Raw genomic sequence first — 19,261 nt, forward strand, 5'->3', positions numbered from 1 at the left:
CCGAAGGAACAGGTACTCTATGTTCGGAAATGCGAAATAATATCATACATCACCGATTATTCGCCCATTTAAACAAACCCTTTTAAAGCGCTTCGCCTATGAAACGACTAATCCTTACGCTAAACCTGATCGCCATTTGCTGTTGCATCGCTACTGCGGTGAACGCACAGCAGTTTGCGCTATCGAGGGCCGAAGAGGTCCACCCTGGCACCAGCACGCGACCGCGCCAGGCGGTATCCCTGGAAACGAAGCTCCGGGAGCTCGAGAAGCAGTTCAATGTTTCCTTTTTGTACAACTCAGGATATGTGAACGGAAAAACAGTGAAGGAGGCCGGAAAAGGAGGCTCGCTGGAGCATTCCCTGCGCAAGATCCTGGAACCTAATAAGCTGGCATTCAAAAAACTGAGGGATAATTTTTACGTCATTTATGTCAAGGACGACATCGGTGAAAAGCCGGCCGATCGCCCGGATGCCGAACGAAAGACTTCTCTGGAAGAACAGCAACCATCGGGCCGGGTAGAGCTGCCCCAGTCGATGAATACGTTGGCTTCGCTTTTTAAGGGGGCTGCCGAGCGGAAAGCTACTGCCGTCGCATTGTCGGTTTCGGGTGTGGTAATCGACGCCGTTACAGGTGAGCCGCTCCCGGGCGCCAGCGTGATCGTGAAGAATTCGAGCGCAGGTACCACCACTAACGGAGAAGGGCGCTATGAACTTTCAGATGTTCCGGAAAACGCTACGCTTGTGTTTTCATTCATTGGCTACCTGTCGTCGGAAGTAGCTGTGGAGAATCGTTCCGTGATCGACATGAAGCTTTCCACCGATTCCAAATCGCTTTCGGAAGTGGTGGTAGTGGGCTATGGAACCGTTTCTAAAAAAGATGTAACCGGTTCGGTATCATCGATCGGTGGTGACGAGATCCGTAACATGCCGATCCGGAGTGCTTCGGATGCATTGCAGGGGAAAGCGGCCGGGGTAATGGTTACACAGAGCAGCGGCAGCCCGGGTTCGACTGGGGTGGTGCGAATCCGTGGTATCGGTTCTATTAACAATTCCAACGAACCCCTTTACATCGTCGATGGGTTGCCTCAAACCAGCATTGGGTGGCTGAACCCCAACGATATTGAAACAATGGACATTCATAAGGATGCGTCGGCTGCCGCCATCTACGGTTCGCGGGCATCGAACGGCCTGGTGATCATCACTACCAAAAAAGGATCGAAATCGGAGTCTATGAGCGTTTCCTTTGACAGTTATTACGGATTGCAGTCGCCCTGGAAGCGTCCGCATATGCTGAATGCCGAGGAGTTTATCAACTACAAAAACCGCGCGGCGGAAGCCGTGGGTGTAACGCCCCCGATTTCTCCCGATATGAAATCGCAGGCGCTCAATTTCGTACGTGCCAACACGGGTGCGGAGGGGACCGACTGGTGGAAGCAGATCATTCAGGAGAATGCGCCCATTCAGAGCTATAACATCACCGTCTCGGGGGGTAGTAAAAAAGTCGATTTTGCATCCGCATTAGGCTACATGAATCAGAAGGGGATCGTCCGGGGTTCCGACTACCAACGGATTTCGTGGCGCAACAATGTGAATGCGGAAATCAACGACCGCGTGCGTCTGGGCAGCAATATTGCTGTGGTATATGAGAGCCGTCGTAATATCGATGAGAACAATCCTTATTCCGGTACCATTTTCAGCGCTATGACAGCCGACCCGATCACGCCCGTTTACCGGGATAACCTGCGCGATATCCCGTCTTTTTACCAGACGATCATGCAGGGCTACGACGCGAGTAATCCATTCTCGCGTTATGCCGGGGTGTTGTATTCCAATAAACCCAATCCGGTTGGGCAAATTGAGCGTATGCGGCAGAGTATCTGGGAGGGCATCAGTATGAAAGGCGGTGCCAATCTGGAGGTTAAGATCATCGAGCCGCTGAAATTCCGCAGCAATTTTGGTCTCGATGTACACCGGGGCTTATCCAAAGGTTTTACACCTCAGTATTACCTCAACGGCTACGACTATGCTACTTACAACACGGTCAGCAATTACTCCTACTGGTCCAACTACTTTGTTTGGGAAAATACCCTGGCATTCGATCAGGTATGGGGCCAGCATCGTTTGAATGCGCTTGCGGGTGTTTCTGCCGAATTGACCAAGGGGTTGGAATATGGTGCTTCCAAGCAAGGGATTGTCAATAATGAAGAGGATATGCGGATTATCAATGCGGCGACGATCAATCCGGGTGCTTCGGGGTACACTTACTCCAATGCTTTGCATTCCTACTTTGGTCGTGTAAGTTATTCATTCGGAGGTAAATATGTGCTGACGGCCAACGTGCGTCGTGACGGGACCTCGCGTTTTGCCAAAGACTACCGCTGGGGGACCTTTCCCTCGGTTTCGGCTGCCTGGAATTTTACCAATGAAGAATTTTTCAAAGGTGCGGGCCTGAAATGGCTTTCGGAAGGCAAGCTGCGTGCCAGCTACGGGCAGATCGGCAATCAGAACATCGGGAACGGAGCTTATCTCTCGACTTACGGCAACAATGCGCGCTATCTTTTCGGGGATAACAAAACCGGATATCTCGGTGCGGGAAGAAACAGCATCGGCAATCCTATTCTGCAATGGGAAACTTCCAATCAAACCGATATTGGGCTTGATCTCGCATTCCTGAACAATAAGCTCACGTTCACTGCGGACTATTTCAAAAAGGCAGTGGATAATATGCTGCTCATCGTTCCGCTGCCAACCACGCTGGGCTATCCCAATTTTCCCTGGTCCAATGCAGGCAAGATGGTGAACAAAGGCTGGGAGTTTGCTATCGGTTATGATGATCAAAAGGGTGATTTTCAATATGGTGTGAAGGCTACACTGTCGACTTTCACCAACAAGGTGACCACACTCGGTGGCGGAGAGCCGATCTACTCAACGGCGCATCTGGGCGAAACTATTACCAAAACCGAAGAGGGGATGCCGGTTGGTTACTACTTCGGTTGGCAGACGGATGGTATTTTTCAAACGCAGGACGAAGTCGCTGCCAGCGCGCAAAAAGGTCTATCGACACCCGGCGATATCCGTTTCCGGAATATCAACGGCGACCAGATCCTGAATGCGGACGACCGGACTAAAATCGGTAATCCGTGGCCGGACTTCATCTACGGTCTGACATTGAATGCTGCTTATAAAGGATTCGATATCAGCGCTTTCCTGCAAGGTTCGCAGGGTAATGATGTGATGAATATTCTGCGGTACGATACCGAGGCGGGAACGGGTTGGTACAATGCGCCCAAAGGGTTTCTGGAAAAGGCCTGGAATGGCCCGGGAAGTACCAATACGCATTACAAGATCTCTCAGAACGCGGGATTGAACACCAATGTGTCGCAGTATTTTGTAGAAGACGGTTCATACCTGCGCATGAAGAACATTCAGTTGGGTTACAGTCTGCCTGGCGGGTTGCTTGAAAAAGCGAAAATCAAGCAGGTGCGGTTTTATGTAGGCGCGCAAAACCTCTTCACTGTGACCAAATACAGCGGCCTGGATCCTGAAATGGGCTCTACCGATCCCAAGCTGACGGGTATCGACCAAGGGTACTTCCCACAGGCGCGTACCTGGTTGTTTGGTGTCAATGCAAAATTCTAAGTCATTCATTTTATCACTGATCCTCAAAGGAAATGTATATGAAAAAGCTATCAGCCATCCTGCTCGCGTCATACCTTGTGCTCGGCGGAACGTCGTGTTCCGATGAGTTCCTGGACCGCACTCCACCGGGCAACCTCACGGATGAAACATTCTATAAATCGCCCGACGCGGCATTTAAATCGCTGGTAACCTGTTATCGCGGATTTACAGGCAATTTCTGGGGCTACGAAGCCGCACGTGCTGAGCTGGGTAACATGGCGACAGACGATGCCGATAAAGGTGGCTCCGATGCAGGCGATCGTCCGTTTGTGACCGATCTGGGTTTCGGGAGATCTATTTCGTCCAACGAAACGCTGACAGGTTACTGGTCGGCCCGTTATGCCGCGGTCGGCAATTGCAATGTGGCGCTGGAAAAATTGCCGGAAGCCGCGCTGATCGACGCGGGTGGTGCGCCGTTGGACGCTACTTTAAAGAGTCGCTATCTGGCAGAGATCCGGTTTTTAAGGGCGTTCTTTTATTTCGAACTCGCGGAAGTTTTCGGCGGGGTGCCGCTGGTAACCCAAACGCTGACCGTCGACGACCGTACGAAGCTGAACCGCGCAAGCAGTAAGGAGGTATTTCAGTTTGTAGAATCGGAGCTGACCGCCGTTGCCAATGATCCGGCCATGCTTTCTGCTGCCAGCTTACAGCCTGCGGAACTGGGCAGGGCTACCAGGGAGGCTACCTGGGCGTTGCTGGCGCGGGTTTATATGTTTTTTGCAAAAGATGATCCTGCATTGTTCGCCAAAGCACGAGACGCTGCCAAAAAGGTGATCGATTCCGGCGCATTTGCATTGCATCCGCAGTTTCAGGAGATCTTCCTTGAAAATGGCTACAAAACCAAGGAGGCCGTCTTCTCGATCATCATGGGCGACGATCCGGCTATCCCGATTTACGGTAGTACGACTAACGTTTATTGCTCACCGCGTGGCGCCACGGGCGGCTGGGGTTTTGATTTGCCTACGCAAGACCTTGTCAATGAGTTTGAAGAGGGGGATCCGAGATTGCTGTCAACGGTATTGCAATCCGGGGATGTTTTTCCAAAGCTTAATGGGACGAAAGAAGTGCTCGACTTTTCCACCTATCCCAATACTGGCTATCACAACCGCAAAGTATATCTGCCCGAGTCGAGGCGGGGGCAGGGTTGGGGGAACGACGCCTGGACGTATCACCCGATCCGGTACGCCGATGTGCTGCTGATGTATGCGGAGGCGCTGATTGAGAGCGGCGGGGATAAAGCGGAGGCTGCAAATTATATCAACCAGGTGCGTAAGCGTGCTTCCAATTCATCGCGTAAAGATGTGGAAGCGACTTCCCGCATGTTGAAAGTGGCTGAAAAACCGCTTTCCGATGTGAAGGTGACCGAAGACCTGCGCAAGGCCGTGCGCCACGAGCGTCGCGTCGAGCTGGCGATGGAATACCACCGTCTTTACGACCTGATGCGCTGGAATACGCTGGTTCAGACGATGAAATCCTATTCTGCTAAACCCCTGTCAAATGGTAAAGGAGCCAATTTTACAGCCGGAAAGAACGAAGTGTTCCCGATCCCGCAAGTAGAGATCGATCGCTCCGGCGGATCTATCAAGCAGAATGCTAATTATTAGGCAATGATTGAGTAGTCTGGAATGACTGAATGACTGAATGACTGAATGACTGAATGACTGAATGACTGAATGAGTGAATGAGTGGTTGAATTAATCTGGATGCGGCGACTGCCGTTCCGCTTGGGTTGAAGGCACTGTTCACCGCTATATTTAGCAACTCTCAGGGTGATGTATTCAATCATTCAGTCATTCAAAATTAAAATAAACATAACGCTATATTAAATAAAATAAATTATTAAGTTTATCGTGTGAAAAAAATCAAATCTATCGCGGGGCTATGGGCGGCCGGTGTGTTGTGCCTGGCTTCGGTATCGAGGCACGACACACCGCTGTTCCGGGCTGTTGACAATCCGAATCCGGTGGCGCTGGACGTGACGGACGTGAAAATGGCGTCAGAAGGGCCGGATTCGAGCCGGTTTACCTATACTAAGCTGGTGTCCGGTCTCGACGAGCCTATGGAAATGGCCATTCTGCCGAATTACGACATGGTCATCGCCGAACGGAAAGGTGCTGTACGCTATTTTAGCAATACGACGAAAGAGCTTTCAACCATTGCGCAGTTCAATGTTTTCAGTGGTATTGAGGATGGGCTGCTGGGGGTAGCCGCTGACCCTGATTTCAAGAATAACCATTGGCTCTATTTTTATTACGGGGTAGGGGGTGACAAGAGCATCAGCCACCTGGCCCGCTTTGAGCTCAAAGGAAAGACTTTGGACCAGTCCTCGAAAAAAGTACTCCTCGAAGTGCCCACGCAGCGTAAGTACTGCTGCCATTCTGCTGGTTATATCACATTTGCGGATGGTTTGCTGTATCTGTCGATCGGCGATAATACAAACGCAGAAGAGATTGAAGGACATACACCCATCGACGAGCGTCCGGGCCGGGAGCTTTCGGACGATCAGGCTGCTACCGCCAACAGTAACGACTATCGGGGTAAAATACTCCGGATCAAACCCGAAGCGGACGGTACTTACAGCATTCCCGATGGAAACCTTTTTCCCAGGGACGGCTCCATGGGTAAACCTGAAATCTATGCGATGGGCGTCCGTAATCCCTTCCGTATCTCCGTTGACCCGAAAACGAAATACCTCTACTGGGGTGACGTCGGTCCGGATACCGAAGTGCCGGGCAGTGAGGGTAAGATGAGTTATGACGAGATCAATCAGGCACGGAAACCCGGTTTCTTTGGATATCCATATTTCCTGGGAGATAATGAGGTATTTCCGGATTATGATTTTGCCACCAAGAAAGAAGGGCCTGGGAAAGATCCGAAAAAGCCGATCAACGATTCGCCGCACAATTCGGGGCTGCGGGAGTTGCCGCCTGCCCAGCCCGCATTCATCTGGTATGGCAAAGGGCCTTCCAAAAAATATCCGCTGGTAGGCAAGGGCGGAGCAAGCGCGATGGCCGGCCCGGTTTATTACAGCGATCTTTACCCGAATGCGCCTTATAAGCTGCCCCAGTACTATAACGGCAAGCTGTTTATCTTTGAATGGATCCGGAAATGGATCATGGCGGTGACGATGGACAGCAACGGCAACTATGTAAGTATGGAGCCGTTCCTGCCCCAGCTGAAAGTAGTGGCGCCCATCGACATGCAGATAGCGCCCGACGGGGCCATTTATTTGCTGGCTTATGGTACCAACTGGTTTGCCCGGAACACCGATTCCGGCATTATCCGCGTGGAGTACGCAGAAGGAAACCGTAATCCGATCGCCGCCGTTTTGACGGGCAAAACCATCGGCCCGGCCCCATTTACTGCGACACTTTCAGCCAAAGGGTCTCAAGATTACGATCCGGGTGACAAGCTGACGTATGAATGGAAGATCGGTTCGAAAAAACTGGCCGGTGAGGAAGTGAAACACACATTTACCAAATCCGGTATTTATAATGTGGTGCTCACTGTTTCGGACCAACATGGCGGAAAAGGCACGACTACAACCGAGTTCAAGATTGGCAACACACCGCCGGATGTAACGATCGCGACGAAGGCAAACCGTAGTTTTTATTGGGACAATGCGCCTTTTGACTATCAGATCAAAGTAACCGACAAAGAGGACGGAAAGATCGATCCTTCGAAAATCCATGCCGGTTTTAATTACCTGGCATTTGGAAAAGACCTGGCCGGAGCATTATCCGGCTCTGAAGGCGAGGATCTGCAATATGTCGCGACAGCCCAATTATATGCTTCGCTGGATTGCAAAGCTTGCCATACCATGGACACGAAGTCGATCGGCCCGGCTTTGAAGGAGATATCAAAAAAATATGATGGTAAAGCAGGAGCCACGGATATGCTTGCGCGCAAGATCATCACCGGCGGTAGTGGCAACTGGGGATCGTACCCGATGCCGCCGCATGCAGACCTGCCTGAAAAGGATGCCAGGGAGATCGCAGGATATATTCTTTCATTGGGTAAAAAGGCTGTTCGTACGCCATTGACGAACCAGATGAAACTTGGCGAACACATCGGGAAGGGCAATGAGGGCGCTTACGTGTTACAGGCTGCTTACACCGATAAAGGCGCTAACGGAATCGGTCCGTTGAAAAGCGCGAGCCACATTGTGCTGCGCAACCCGCTGATTCAGATGGAAGATTACCAGGAAGGCAACGTAGGTGTGGTCATCGCTACCCAGAACACTGGGTATGTATCGTACATCGCTAATATCACCGATGGCAAGTACACCCGTTTCAACAATATCGATTTAACCCATATCAAAAATATCCGTCTGCGTGTGCAGGAGCAGGGCACTGGGGGCACAATCGAACTGCGTAGGGGCTCGAAAGACGGGCAGCTGCTTGGAAAGGCAGACATTCCCGCCGGGAAAGTGGCGGATCCCAAAACCGACTGGAAAGAGGTCCTGCTCCCGGTAAATGGTAACGGAATGCACGATCTGTACCTGGTTTTCAGAAACGGGCAGGTGAAGGGGCCGCTGTTCCATATCGACTGGATGTATTTTGAAAACGATTTTAACCCTTAACCTTTAAGATGAACCGCAGAAATTTTATTTACAGCTCAGCCTTGTCGGCGACGGGGCTGGCTGTTGCGGGACCCACGTTGTCCTTCGGAAAAGATTTTAATGTCGCAAACGGCAAAAGGGTAGGCGTGATCGGGTTGGATACCAGCCATAGCGAGGTGTTTACACGGATGATCAACGCCGGTAGCCCTGATATGAACGGATACAAAGTCGTGGCTGCGTATGCGAAGGGAAGCGAGGATATCGAATCGGCACTGAAGATGCGGCCCGATGTTACTGCCAAAGTAAAAGGAATGGAGGTGGAGATCGTAGATTCGATCGATGCTTTGCTGAACAAGGTGGATGTGGTACTGCTCGAATCTAATGATGGCCGGCCGCATTTCGAACAGGCCTTGCCCGTTTTTAAGGCGGGAAAGCGTGTTTTTATAGACAAACCAATCGCTGCGTCGCTGGATGGTGTCAAAGCTATTTTCAAAGCGGCTGCCGAATACAATACACCTGTTTTTACCTCATCCGCATTGCGTTTCGATGCCAGTGTGCAGAAAGTCGTGGGTGGGTCGATAGGTGCGGTGACGGGCGCGGATGTGTACACGCCGGCGGAAATGGAACCACACCACAGCGATCTTGCCTGGTATGCTATCCACGGTGTCGAAATGCTCTTCACGGTGATGGGGCCGGGGTGCAAATCCGTTTCGCGCACGCATCAGGAAGGCACCGACGTCGTGGTGGGCGTGTGGAACGATGGCCGGATCGGCACGGTACGCGGCATTCGCAAGGGAGCCGCCAACATTGCCGGAACCGCATTCGGCGAGAAAGGCATTGCGCAGCTCGGGCCATTCTCGACCTACGAGCCGCTCGTGAAAGAGATCATCGCATTCTTCGGATCGGGTAAGCCGCCGGTAGCCGCCGCCGAAACGCTGGAAATTTTCAGTTTCATCCATGCAGCCGACATCAGCCGCAAAAAGGGTGGTAAAAGCATCGCATTATCCTAAACAACCTATATCCAAATCAACGATCAGGGACTATTCCTGAACCTTAACCTACCTTTCATGCAACCCGAAAAGTATCTTGGCCAGTACCGGCATACGCTGCTGAACGATGTAATTCCTTTCTGGATGAAAAACTCACCCGATCTTGAATCGGGTGGTTTTTTTACCTGTCTCGACAGAGAGGGGAAAGTGTTTGATACCGATAAGTTCGTGTGGCTGCAATGCCGGCAGGTCTGGTGTTTTGCCATGCTTTACAACCAGGTGGAACAACGGCAGGAATGGCTGGACATGGCACTTTCGGGTGCGAAATTTTTGCAGGCGCACGGGCGGAACGGTCGGGGCGACTGGTATTTTTCCCTGGACCGTTCCGGTAACCCGCTCATGCAGCCGCACAGTATCTTTTCAGATTGCTTCGCGACCATGGCGTTCGGCCAGCTCTATAAAGCAACCGGCGATGAAAGTTTCAAAACCATCGCGATAGACACTTTTCAGAATATTCTCAAAAGACAGGATAGTCCCAAAGGTATTTACAGCAAGGCCGTGCCGGGTGCGAGGCCGCTGGAAAGTTTTGCGCTGCCAATGATCCTTTGTAATCTGGTGCTGGAAATTGAATCACTCCTCGATCCTGCGCTGGTGAGTGAAGTCATCGACCGGGGTATTGCGACGGTCATGAACAAATTTTATCGTCCCGAATTGGGCGTGATATTGGAAAACATCAGTCCGGACGGCTCGTTTTCAGATTCGTTTGAAGGGCGGCTTGTGAACCCGGGCCACGGCCTGGAATCGATGTGGTTCATGATGGATCTGGCCAAACGGTCTTCGGATCAGCAGTTAATTCAAAGGGCTGTGGACATTGCCATTCAGCTGATCGAATATGGCTGGGATCATGAATATGGCGGGATTTTCTATTTTATGGATGTGAAAGGCAACCCTCCCCAACAGCTCGAATGGGACCAGAAGCTCTGGTGGGTGCATATTGAAACACTTATCACCCTCCTCAAAGGCTATCTGCATACAGGCGACGAGCGCTGCTCGCATTGGTTCGAACGCATTCATGATTACACCTGGGGCCATTTCCCGGACCCTGCGCATGGTGAGTGGTTCGGGTACCTCAATCGCCAGGGCGATCCGTTACTGACGCTGAAAGGTGGGAAATGGAAAGGATGTTTCCATGTGCCTCGGGGTTTGTTCCAATGCTGGAAGACACTCGAAGCGATCCAGGCCAAAATATCCGTAATTGTCTGACCATGGCACACGTACCCGTTGCATCCGACCAGCCTGCGGGCATTTCGATAGGCCAGAATTTTCGGCCTGCACTCGCTACGCTGGCTGTACTGTATTTCATGATGGGGCTGATCACCTGCCTGAACGACACGCTCGTGCCGTTTTTTAAGAACAGTTTTCAGCTCACCTACACACAATCTGCGCTGGTACAGTTCTACTTCTTCTTTACCTATGGCGTCATGTCCATTCCGGCGGGGGTGATCGTGGGACGGATAGGCTTCAAGCAAAGCATGGTCGCGGGATTTGCGATTGCTGCGGTGGGGACGTTTCTGTTCTTTCCGGCGTCTCTACTGCATCAGTATTACCTTTTCCTGGCCGCATTGTTCATCCTCGCGATCGGTATTGTGCTATTGCAGGTGGCTGCCAATCCCTACATCACGATGCTGGGTCCGGCGAAGACGGCTTCCTCGCGTTTTAATCTGATCCAGGCGGTGGGGTCGTTGGGTACCACAGTTGCGCCGCTGCTCGGCTCATGGTATATTCTTTCACGTGCGGATCAGGTTTTAAAGTCGAGTGATGCAGTGCGGATGCCCTACCTGGCCATTACGGCCTTGCTTATCGTGATTGCAGCGGTAGTGAGTCAGCTGAAATTACCAGTGCCGGTCACCCGGGAAATTGAGAGAAAGGATGAACCAACAGGTATTTTTAGTTTCCGGAATCTGCGTTTCGGGGTCATTGCATTGTTCTGCTACGTGGGTGCCGAGGTTTCGATTGGCTCTTTCCTGACCAACTACATTGCGGATACGGCGGGTATCAGCGAGAATGAAGCCAATACTTTTGTCGCGTTTTACTGGGGCAGCATGCTGGTAGGCCGGTTTGCTGGGGCCGGTATCCTCAAAGTGGTGCGACCGTCGAAAGTGCTCAGCGTTTGCGCCGCCGCAGCCGTTTTCCTGATCATCCTTTCAGTAAACAGTGCAGGCTCCCTGGCGGTATGGAGCATGATCGCGGTGGGTTTGTGTAACTCCATTATGTTCGCGACAATTTTTTCATTGTCGGTAACCGGCCTGGAAAAATATGCGACCCGGGCATCCGGCTGGCTGTCAACGGCCATTGTGGGTGGGGCAGTGGTGTCGTTCCTGCAAGGCTGGCTTATCGATCACTACAATTGGGAGATTGCCTTCATGTTACCGGTCGTATGCTATGTTTTTATCCTGTTTTTTGGATTAAACGGATATAGAACAAAGTAAATATGTCCTTAATTTAGCCGCCCAATGTTTTAAACACCCTATGAGCAGACCCCTTCGCGTTGCCGCTAACTACAAAACCAAAGATCCGGCCAGGATCATTCTGGGGTATCTGGCCAATCATGGCAGCATGACATTGCCCGAGTTGGGTAAGCAGCTCAATATCAGTATTCCCAAGGTGACGGTGCTGGTGAATGAGCTGAGAAACGAAGGGCTGGTCCGGGATTTCGGAAAGATCGAGTCGTCCGGCGGCCGGAGACCAAATCTCTATGGGGTGGCGGCCGATGCCGCCTATTTCATCGGCGTGGATGTGAAGCAAAGCCATATTACGATCGGCCTTTCAGACCTGGATAAGGCGTTGGTTGTCAAGTCCGGCAGGATCGATTATGAACTGAGCAACACACTCGGATCAAGGGACCAGCTTTGTGATCACATTCTAACCTTTATCAACGGACTTTCCATTCCCAAAGACCGCATCCGCGGGGTGGGTATTAACCTGTCAGGACGTGTTAATTACCGCACAGGTCACAGTTACAGCTATTTCCATTTCGATGACCGCCCATTGAGCGAGATTGTAGAGGAAAAGATCGGCTTTCCGGTTTTCCTGGAAAACGATTCCCGCGCGATGGCTTATGGCGAGTTCTGCATGGGGGCGGTGGAAAATGAAAAGGATGTGCTTTTCCTGAACCTCGATTATGGTATTGCAGTCGGTATCCTGATGGACGGCAAACTGTACTATGGGAAATCGGGCTATGCGGGGGAATTCGGACACATGCCGGTTTTCAACAATGAGTACATCTGTCGCTGCGGCAAAAAAGGTTGTTTGGAAACGCAGGCAGCCGGTTGGGCATTGGAAAGGATGTTCCGCGATAAACTGCGAGACGGCTCTTCATCTGCAATCAGTGCCAGAATTCCCGACCCCGACCAGATCACCATGGACGACATCATCGACGCAGCCATTGCCGATGACGTCCTTGCCATCGAACTCCTTGCCGAGCTGGGTGAAAACCTCGGACGCGGTATTGCTTCGCTCATCAATGTCTTCAATCCCGAACTCGTCATTCTCGGCGGAAGCCTTCTCGCGACCGGTGAATATATCGGTCTCCCCATCAAAACAGCCATTAACAAATACTCGCTCAGCCTTGTCAATAACGACACCCGGCTCGTCACATCGCAGCTGGGCGGGGACGCCGGATTGCTCGGGGCATGTTTTTTGGTCCGCGAGCGGTTTTTAATGAGCCAATGACTGAACGAGGCGCCGTGGAATGGGGAGTGAGTCAATTAACCCCGTTGGGATAGCCTGGTTAATGAGTACCTCGACGTAGATCCCTCTATTATAGACTACTCAATCATTCATTAACTCTACTCAGTCATTGCTTTCAAAAGCCAGATATCCGAAATCTTGGATTGTTTGCGCCAGTTGAGGTCCGATTCTTCCGGGCCATCGAATGTGACGGAGATTTTACCGTCCTGTGTCAGGGAAAGCGGGACGATCCATTCTTTGAAAGTATCCGGTTCTTTGTTATAGGTCAATGGAGAAAGGCGCTTGCCATCTACGCGCAGGAGCGCTTCACCTGAACCTGCCACACGTATGGTGTAGCGTGCGTGCGGGTCGAGGTTGTCATAATCTAACTGCGGCTCGCGCTGGAAAAGCTGGAACGACAACCGTTTTCTGCTCTTGCCATTGTCCCACCAGGCCACATCCGTCGCATCTTCTGAAATGGTTTTGACCCGCGGACCTTTGCTGACGCTCGAAATATCGTCGTAATAACTACCCGGACCCGGGTTTTCCCAGAATGCGATCGTTTTTAATCTTGCCAGCTGCTTTTCCGGATCGTCCATTTTTTTGATTTTTTCAAATTCGTCGGCCAGCCACCATCGGTTGTTGAGTGGGTAATCAATAAAATCCATCACAACGCCGCGCTCCGGGTTGCGGGGCTTGTGCTTTTCGGTACTCGTTTGGAAACCGATTGAACTGTATAATGCATCACTCAGTCTTTCAACCCACTTACGGACGTCTTTCGCAATGAGGCTTGGATTCGGCCGGGTCAAGACCATAGATGCGGAATCCATTACCTGATAGAGGTTCTTCTCATTAGCATTGGCAAGAATTGCATTGGCCTCTCTTTCCAGTTTTTGCTCGTGGATCAGCCGGAGGCGCGTGTAGTGATCGTAATATGCCCTCAATAGCAGCATTTGCCAGCGCCAGTTATCTTTCAGTCCTACCTCCGTATTTTCAAGCACTTTCCAATGTAAATACGTCATTTCCACGCCTCCATTCTCGGCTAACGGGCCCTTCCAGTTTTGTTCCAATGCTTCGATGCCGCTTGCGATCGTTGACGCGATCGAATAGTTGAAGAAAAAGGCACTGTATTCTTTCATAATGTCATGGACATCCATTTGCGGATCCCAGCCGCGCATGCTCCACAGCACTTTGTTTACATCGTCATGACTTCCATCAGAATACGAGACGAAGCCGTCAGTGAACGGGGCGTACTTGGCGTGGATTTTGGCAAATGCGACTGGCCTGGGGTTGACCGACTCGCGGCCGAGAGTCAATGCGTAGGCCTGATCAAACTTTTCGACCGGGAATTCGCAGCGGACGGAATGCGTAATGTCGGGATACTGACGGTGCTGGTATTGCTTCGGCAGGCGGTAGCGGGTTTCGGCCGTTGGCGGGCTGCCCGGCCCGGATACTACTCCTTGCAGCCAGGCAGGTTTTTCAGTTTCAAGATATTTGTAAAAATAGTCGATCTGCTCGGTGTCGAAACCTTGTAGCGAGATCCACATTTTTGCATTGGGGTGGTATTGTACCAGTTTGGTTTGCAGTTCTTTGAGGAAAGGCAGCACGTCTGAGGGATGGTTGTCGCCGGGGTCGCCACCGGGGAAAAAAATATGATCGAGACGCGGGCATTTTTTGTAAAAATCCTCGTGCATTTCGATCTCCGCCTTTCGTTTTGCCTGGTTTTTTAGGTCGAAAGTAGCGGGTGTCCAAACCCAGTAATCCATGTCGTACTTCCGGCATATCTCGCTCATTTTGATCCGCATATCCGCGGCCGGTATCTTGAAATGCGGACTCGGGGATTCGTCTTCATGGAACGGGATACCTTCCACAGCATTGCTGCCGAAAACTGCCAGTTCGCGTATATACTGATCAAATTGGGCGACGGTCCACGCGTCGTAGGTATTCGCCGTCGTGCGATACCCAAGCTGGTGCCCGCGAATGGGGTAGGCGGGAGAAGTAGTAATGTCGGCTGGCTTGTCGAGTTGTAGTACATTCTTGTCCATCCGCAAATTTCTCAGCAACCAGCCCGTTCCGAAAAGCACGCCACGCGCGTCGGCACCGATGATCCAGATGGTTTTATAGGCGCCCGATTGTTCGGTAACGACGCGGAAGCCTTCTTTTTTTAGCTGAGTCGCCGATGCAGGCAGGTTATGGCCTGCTACCGTGTTGTCCGAAGCGTGTGCAAGTGCTATTACAGTGGTATTAGCCTTGGGCCAGGCCATTGTGCTTTTGACCGTAACGCCGGTACGTTTGAAGATTTCTTCTGTCAGAACAGCAGGAGCGGTTTCCTTCATCGGGGAAGGCACGGAAGGGGAAACAACGAGTACGGTATTTTTGAGATCAATGCTTTGCGCGCGCACAAACTGGTTGGCTGGTGCAAAAAACAAGGCCATGATCAGGCTTGCGAAATAAAGGTCGTTCAGGCTGGTACTGCGGGTTTGGGAATGCATGGCAAATACAATTCAATGTGTTGTATTTGCAATACTGGCTTTTAGGTATTTTAGGCCAATTGTAAGGGTTATTTGTCAGAGTCGGAGATGCCCACAAATGCATCCCGGATCAATTCGTGATGTGGGTTGTGGTTGTGGATGAAGATTGAACCGTAACCTTCGCCAGCAAAGGTGCTATCGTATTTAGAGATGGAATGTGGAATAAGGACGCTTGCATTTCTGATCCACCTGTCGAATAATCGCTGTCGGCACTCAGCTAGCTCGTCGCAGGATTCACAAATAACGATAATTGATTTTTCCGGATATGCTCTGAAAGACTCGAGAAGTAACCAGATGATTGTGTCTCTGATTCTTGCCTTGCTACAATGGCCGACGGTTTTTTGAATATCTTCAAAAGAGATTGAATTTTTCACTTCATATGGCTTAAAGGCAAAAGTGGCGAGTTGATGATCCAACTGAGGGTAATGGTCAAAATAGCCGGACGATTTCACAAAAGAAGCGGTATAACAAACGCCGGACTCGGTTAAGAACCAATAGCGATCGTAATCATCGGTGACGATTTCATATGGGTTTAAAAAATTTAATTCCTTTTGCATGTAACTGTTGCAGTGTGTATTCGCCGTGAAAATATTTTTCAACAGCCCGTTGGTCTTCAACCAGTTTTCGGTAAAGTGCCTTTTGAGCTTCTTTTATTTTTCCCTTTTCTACCTGGCCTGTAAGCATCGTTTCCATTTGTGAGTAATGTTTTGATTTTTACAAAGATAGCGAACCGGAGATCGCTATGCCAAGTCAGGGAACCACCGATTTTCAAACGGCAAGTTTCAATGTCCAAACTCCGGATAACATTCCGGTAAAGTAGAAAACACCCTATTTTCCTACTTTTAGCATTGAAAAACTCCTGAAACCCCATGTCTCTGCTCAAACTCCTGTTGTTCTGCCTCTTATCGTTCCTTTTGCTGACATTGCGCCCCTCCCTGGCGCAGACGCTTACGCCCCTGAGGGATTTCGAGGTGAAAGAAGCCAAGCAGGCTGTCGCGGTGGATGCGCAGTTCTTTTATGTAATCAATAACAGCACCATTACAAAGCATACCAAAGCCGACGGCAAACAGGTTGCCGCATGGGATGGGACCAAGGAAGGGATTGTTCATCTGAACAGCGGGGTAGTGATCCAAGGAAAGTTGTATTGCGCGAATTCCAATTATCCCGAAATTCCGATGACGAGTTCGGTGGAGATTTTTGATGTGAAGACATTGACGCACGTGGATACCCACAGCTTTGGCATCGCGCAGCATGGCTCGCTGACCTGGCTGGATCAGAAGGACGGTCACTGGTTCATCGGTTTCGCGCATTATGCGGGGAAGGAATCGAGCGAGGGAAGGGATGTACGGTGGACGTCACTCGTGAAGTATGATTTGGAGTGGCGGCAGGTGGAAGCCTGGGTATTTCCTAAAAATCTGATCGACCTTTTTACGCCCAAAAGCAATTCCGGCGGAGCCTGGGGTGCCGACGGGCTCCTGTACTGCACCGGGCACGACCGTGCGGAGGTATATGCGTTGAAATTGCCCCGTTCGGGTTACACGCTTGAATATATACGTACATTACCCGCGCCGATCGAAGGACAGGGCATCGCGATCGACCGGTCTGTCTCAGGCAAGCAACTGCTCTACGGCATCAAACGCGCCTCCCGGCAGATTACTGTTTCCGAAATCCGCTAAACCACCGCACAGATGAAACTGCGTTTACCGTTCCTGCTTTCTTCTCTTTTGTTGCTATCCATTTGTTTCGTACATGCCCGGCATACAGGCAAAGCGATTGATCAATCCAAAAAAAGGACATTGATCGTCTTTTTTGACGGCCTCCGCCCTGACTATATCACTGCGGAGCAAATGCCGAACCTGTTTGCATTCAAACAAAAAGCGGCCTGGGGCAAACATCATCACAGCGTTTTTCCAACCGTAACGCGGGTCAATTCAACATCTTATGCGACCGGCTCATATCCGGGCACACATGGATTGCTCGGCAATTCGATCTACATTCCCGAAGTGGCAGCGAATAAGGCGATCGGGACTGGCTACGTCGATTTGAGCAAAATTCCTGCGGCTACTTCCGGGCCATTACTTACCGCAAAATCGCTCGGGGAGCTATTGGCGGACGCGGGTGAGAAAATGATGGTGTTCAGCTCGGGAACGACCGGGCAGGCCTTTCTGCAAAACCACAGCGTGAATGGAGCAGTGGTAAACCCGGAACTGATTTTGCCTGAATCTTTTAAAAGTCAGGTTATGAACGAGATAGGACTAGTATCACAGGGTGCGGATGAAGAATTTGGCAAACATAAATGGATCACGGATGCGTTGCTGAAATACGGACTGGATGAAAACGGCCCGCTGGTGAGCGCAATTTGGTTTTCGGATCCCGACGGCACCGCGCACGAGCATGGCATCGGATCATCGCAGGCGGTAGAGTCCATTCAGTATGTCGACGGGCAGTTTGGCAGGATTATCGACGCATTGCAGGCAAAGGGCCTCACTGAGCGTTACAACATCATTATTTCTACCGATCACGGTTTCGTAACACACACCACCAAGCCCGGACTTTCGGATTTTCTGATCAAAGAAGGGTTTAAGAAAGACAAGGAATCGGACGACGTGATAGTGGCGGAAGGCGCGATTTATGTGAAAAATCATAATGTGGATGTGATCAGGAACATCGTGGCCGCATTGCACCAACAGGAATGGGCGGGCGCTGTGTTTACGAAAGCAAAGAAAAAGGGCGATATGCAGGGCCAGGTGAAGGGGACGCTTTCCTTCGACGCGATCCACTACGACCATCCCAAACGTTCGGGCGACATTGTGGTGGCACCCAACTGGAACGACGGCAAAAATGAAAATGGGTACGCGGGAACCGATTTTTCGGGTGGTGTGGCCGGGCATGGCGGATCCAGCCCATATGAGATCAATATCGCTTTGCTGGCTGCGGGTCCGGATTTTAAGAATGGTGAGACAACGGAATTACCTACTTCGAATGTCGATATCGCGCCGACCGTTCTTGCTATTTATGGTTTGGCAAAACCGGTTGGAATGGATGGCAGAGCCGTGACCGAGCTCTTGAAAAAGGGAAAAAAGGAGAACGGCATTTCCCGGAAACAGGTTGTGACAACGGAGGCAGCTTATCCGTGGGGTAAGTACAGGTTATCTGCTGAAATGTCGATTTTAGGTGCCTACCGCTATTTCAATTATGCCAAAACAGAAAGAACGCCAGCGCGTTAATGCGGCGAAGCCCTTTCTGTCTGGCGCTGAAAATCAGTTTTTAGCAAATGCAATTTTAATGGATCGCACTTCTCGGATCCAGCGGGCCGGCTTTTTATCCCTGGGTGTGACAATGCGGAACGGCCCTTCGCCCGCAGGCAATGGCTGTCCGTCTTTCTCGGTCGCCAGCAGGATCACCTGATCTGTGAATTCGGGATCCAGTTCGGCCAGGGCATAGAGTACTTCGTAACCGTCGGCGGCGGTGATCAATGCGTATTTTGCCAGATTTTCTCCTCGCAGTTTTGGGCCGGTCGTTACGCCGGCTTTTTCAAGCAATTCGATCAGTGCGACGCCTTTGAGCTCGTGTTCCTTTCCGTCGCGGTCCTTCACTCTGGCACTTACCTGCTTCATTGCGGCCAGGTCCTGTACTTTCAGTTCGAGCGGCGTAGTTACTTCCCCGGAAATGGTCAGGGTAGCAGTGGTTTGCCCCAGAGCCGTCATGCGAAGAGCGCACAGCAACAGGATCAGCCAAATGGTATCGTAAGGTAATTTCGTGATTCTTTGCATG

At 51.1% G+C, this 19,261-nt stretch carries 13 protein-coding genes; 9 read left to right on the plus strand and 4 right to left on the minus strand.

Annotation, left to right across the window (positions count from 1 at the left end; all coding sequences use genetic code 11):
• Positions 1-98: 98 nt before the first annotated feature.
• From BP71_RS22305 to BP71_RS22335, 7 genes are all read left to right on the plus strand, one after another.
• Positions 99-3,638: a SusC/RagA family TonB-linked outer membrane protein gene (locus BP71_RS22305; protein WP_496383334.1), complete on the plus strand. Its 3,540-nt coding sequence runs from the start codon at positions 99-101 to the stop codon at positions 3,636-3,638.
• A 38-nt stretch (positions 3,639-3,676) separates the two neighbouring features.
• A complete protein-coding gene (locus BP71_RS22310; RefSeq protein ID WP_496383335.1) occupies positions 3,677-5,281 on the plus strand; it encodes a RagB/SusD family nutrient uptake outer membrane protein in 1,605 nt (534 codons plus the stop codon).
• Between the two features lie 248 nt (positions 5,282-5,529).
• Positions 5,530-8,259, plus strand: coding sequence for a PQQ-dependent sugar dehydrogenase (locus BP71_RS22315; RefSeq protein ID WP_496383337.1), 2,730 nt, complete (start codon positions 5,530-5,532; stop codon positions 8,257-8,259).
• Between the two features lie 8 nt (positions 8,260-8,267).
• Positions 8,268-9,248 carry a Gfo/Idh/MocA family protein gene (locus BP71_RS22320; protein ID WP_496383339.1) on the plus strand — a complete coding sequence of 327 codons (981 nt, stop codon included), beginning with the start codon at positions 8,268-8,270 and terminating at the stop codon, positions 9,246-9,248.
• Between the two features lie 57 nt (positions 9,249-9,305).
• A complete protein-coding gene (locus tag BP71_RS22325) occupies positions 9,306-10,490 on the plus strand; it encodes a n-acyl-d-glucosamine 2-epimerase (RefSeq protein ID WP_496383341.1) in 1,185 nt (394 codons plus the stop codon).
• A 2-nt stretch (positions 10,491-10,492) separates the two neighbouring features.
• Positions 10,493-11,716, plus strand: a complete 1,224-nt coding sequence (locus tag BP71_RS22330; RefSeq protein ID WP_496383343.1) for a sugar MFS transporter — start codon at positions 10,493-10,495, stop codon at positions 11,714-11,716.
• 40 nt (positions 11,717-11,756) lie between these two features.
• The gene (locus BP71_RS22335) at positions 11,757-12,959 is read left to right on the plus strand and encodes an ROK family transcriptional regulator (protein ID WP_496383345.1); all 1,203 of its coding nucleotides are present in this window, start codon (positions 11,757-11,759) and stop codon (positions 12,957-12,959) included.
• Positions 12,960-13,075: 116 nt separating this feature from the next.
• On the opposite strand, the gene BP71_RS22340 is transcribed toward BP71_RS22335, so the two are convergent.
• The 3 genes from BP71_RS22340 to BP71_RS22350 form a co-directional block, all read right to left on the minus strand.
• Positions 13,076-15,448, minus strand: a complete 2,373-nt coding sequence (locus tag BP71_RS22340) for a hypothetical protein (protein WP_496383347.1) — start codon at positions 15,446-15,448, stop codon at positions 13,076-13,078.
• A gap of 68 nt (positions 15,449-15,516) precedes the next feature.
• Complete coding sequence (locus BP71_RS22345) at positions 15,517-16,044, minus strand: DUF6169 family protein (RefSeq protein WP_496383349.1); 528 nt, start codon at positions 16,042-16,044, stop codon at positions 15,517-15,519.
• Positions 16,010-16,180 (minus strand): hypothetical protein, encoded by a 171-nt coding sequence (locus tag BP71_RS22350; RefSeq protein WP_496383351.1) that lies wholly within the window; start codon positions 16,178-16,180, stop codon positions 16,010-16,012. Before BP71_RS22350 ends, BP71_RS22345 begins: the two co-directional genes overlap by 35 nt.
• A 176-nt stretch (positions 16,181-16,356) precedes the next feature.
• Between BP71_RS22350 and BP71_RS22355 the strand changes: the two genes are divergently transcribed.
• Both BP71_RS22355 and BP71_RS22360 read left to right on the plus strand, forming a co-directional pair.
• Positions 16,357-17,163 carry a hypothetical protein gene (locus BP71_RS22355; protein ID WP_496383353.1) on the plus strand — a complete coding sequence of 269 codons (807 nt, stop codon included), beginning with the start codon at positions 16,357-16,359 and terminating at the stop codon, positions 17,161-17,163.
• Positions 17,164-17,175: 12 nt separating this feature from the next.
• Positions 17,176-18,714 carry an alkaline phosphatase family protein gene (locus tag BP71_RS22360; protein ID WP_496383355.1) on the plus strand — a complete coding sequence of 513 codons (1,539 nt, stop codon included), beginning with the start codon at positions 17,176-17,178 and terminating at the stop codon, positions 18,712-18,714.
• A gap of 33 nt (positions 18,715-18,747) precedes the next feature.
• Here BP71_RS22360 and BP71_RS22365 read toward each other — a convergent pair whose 3' ends face one another.
• Positions 18,748-19,260, minus strand: a complete 513-nt coding sequence (locus BP71_RS22365) for a molybdopterin-dependent oxidoreductase (protein ID WP_496383357.1) — start codon at positions 19,258-19,260, stop codon at positions 18,748-18,750.
• Between the last annotated feature and the right edge of the window lies 1 nt (position 19,261).

The organism is Dyadobacter ginsengisoli DSM 21015 (genome assembly GCF_059568735.1).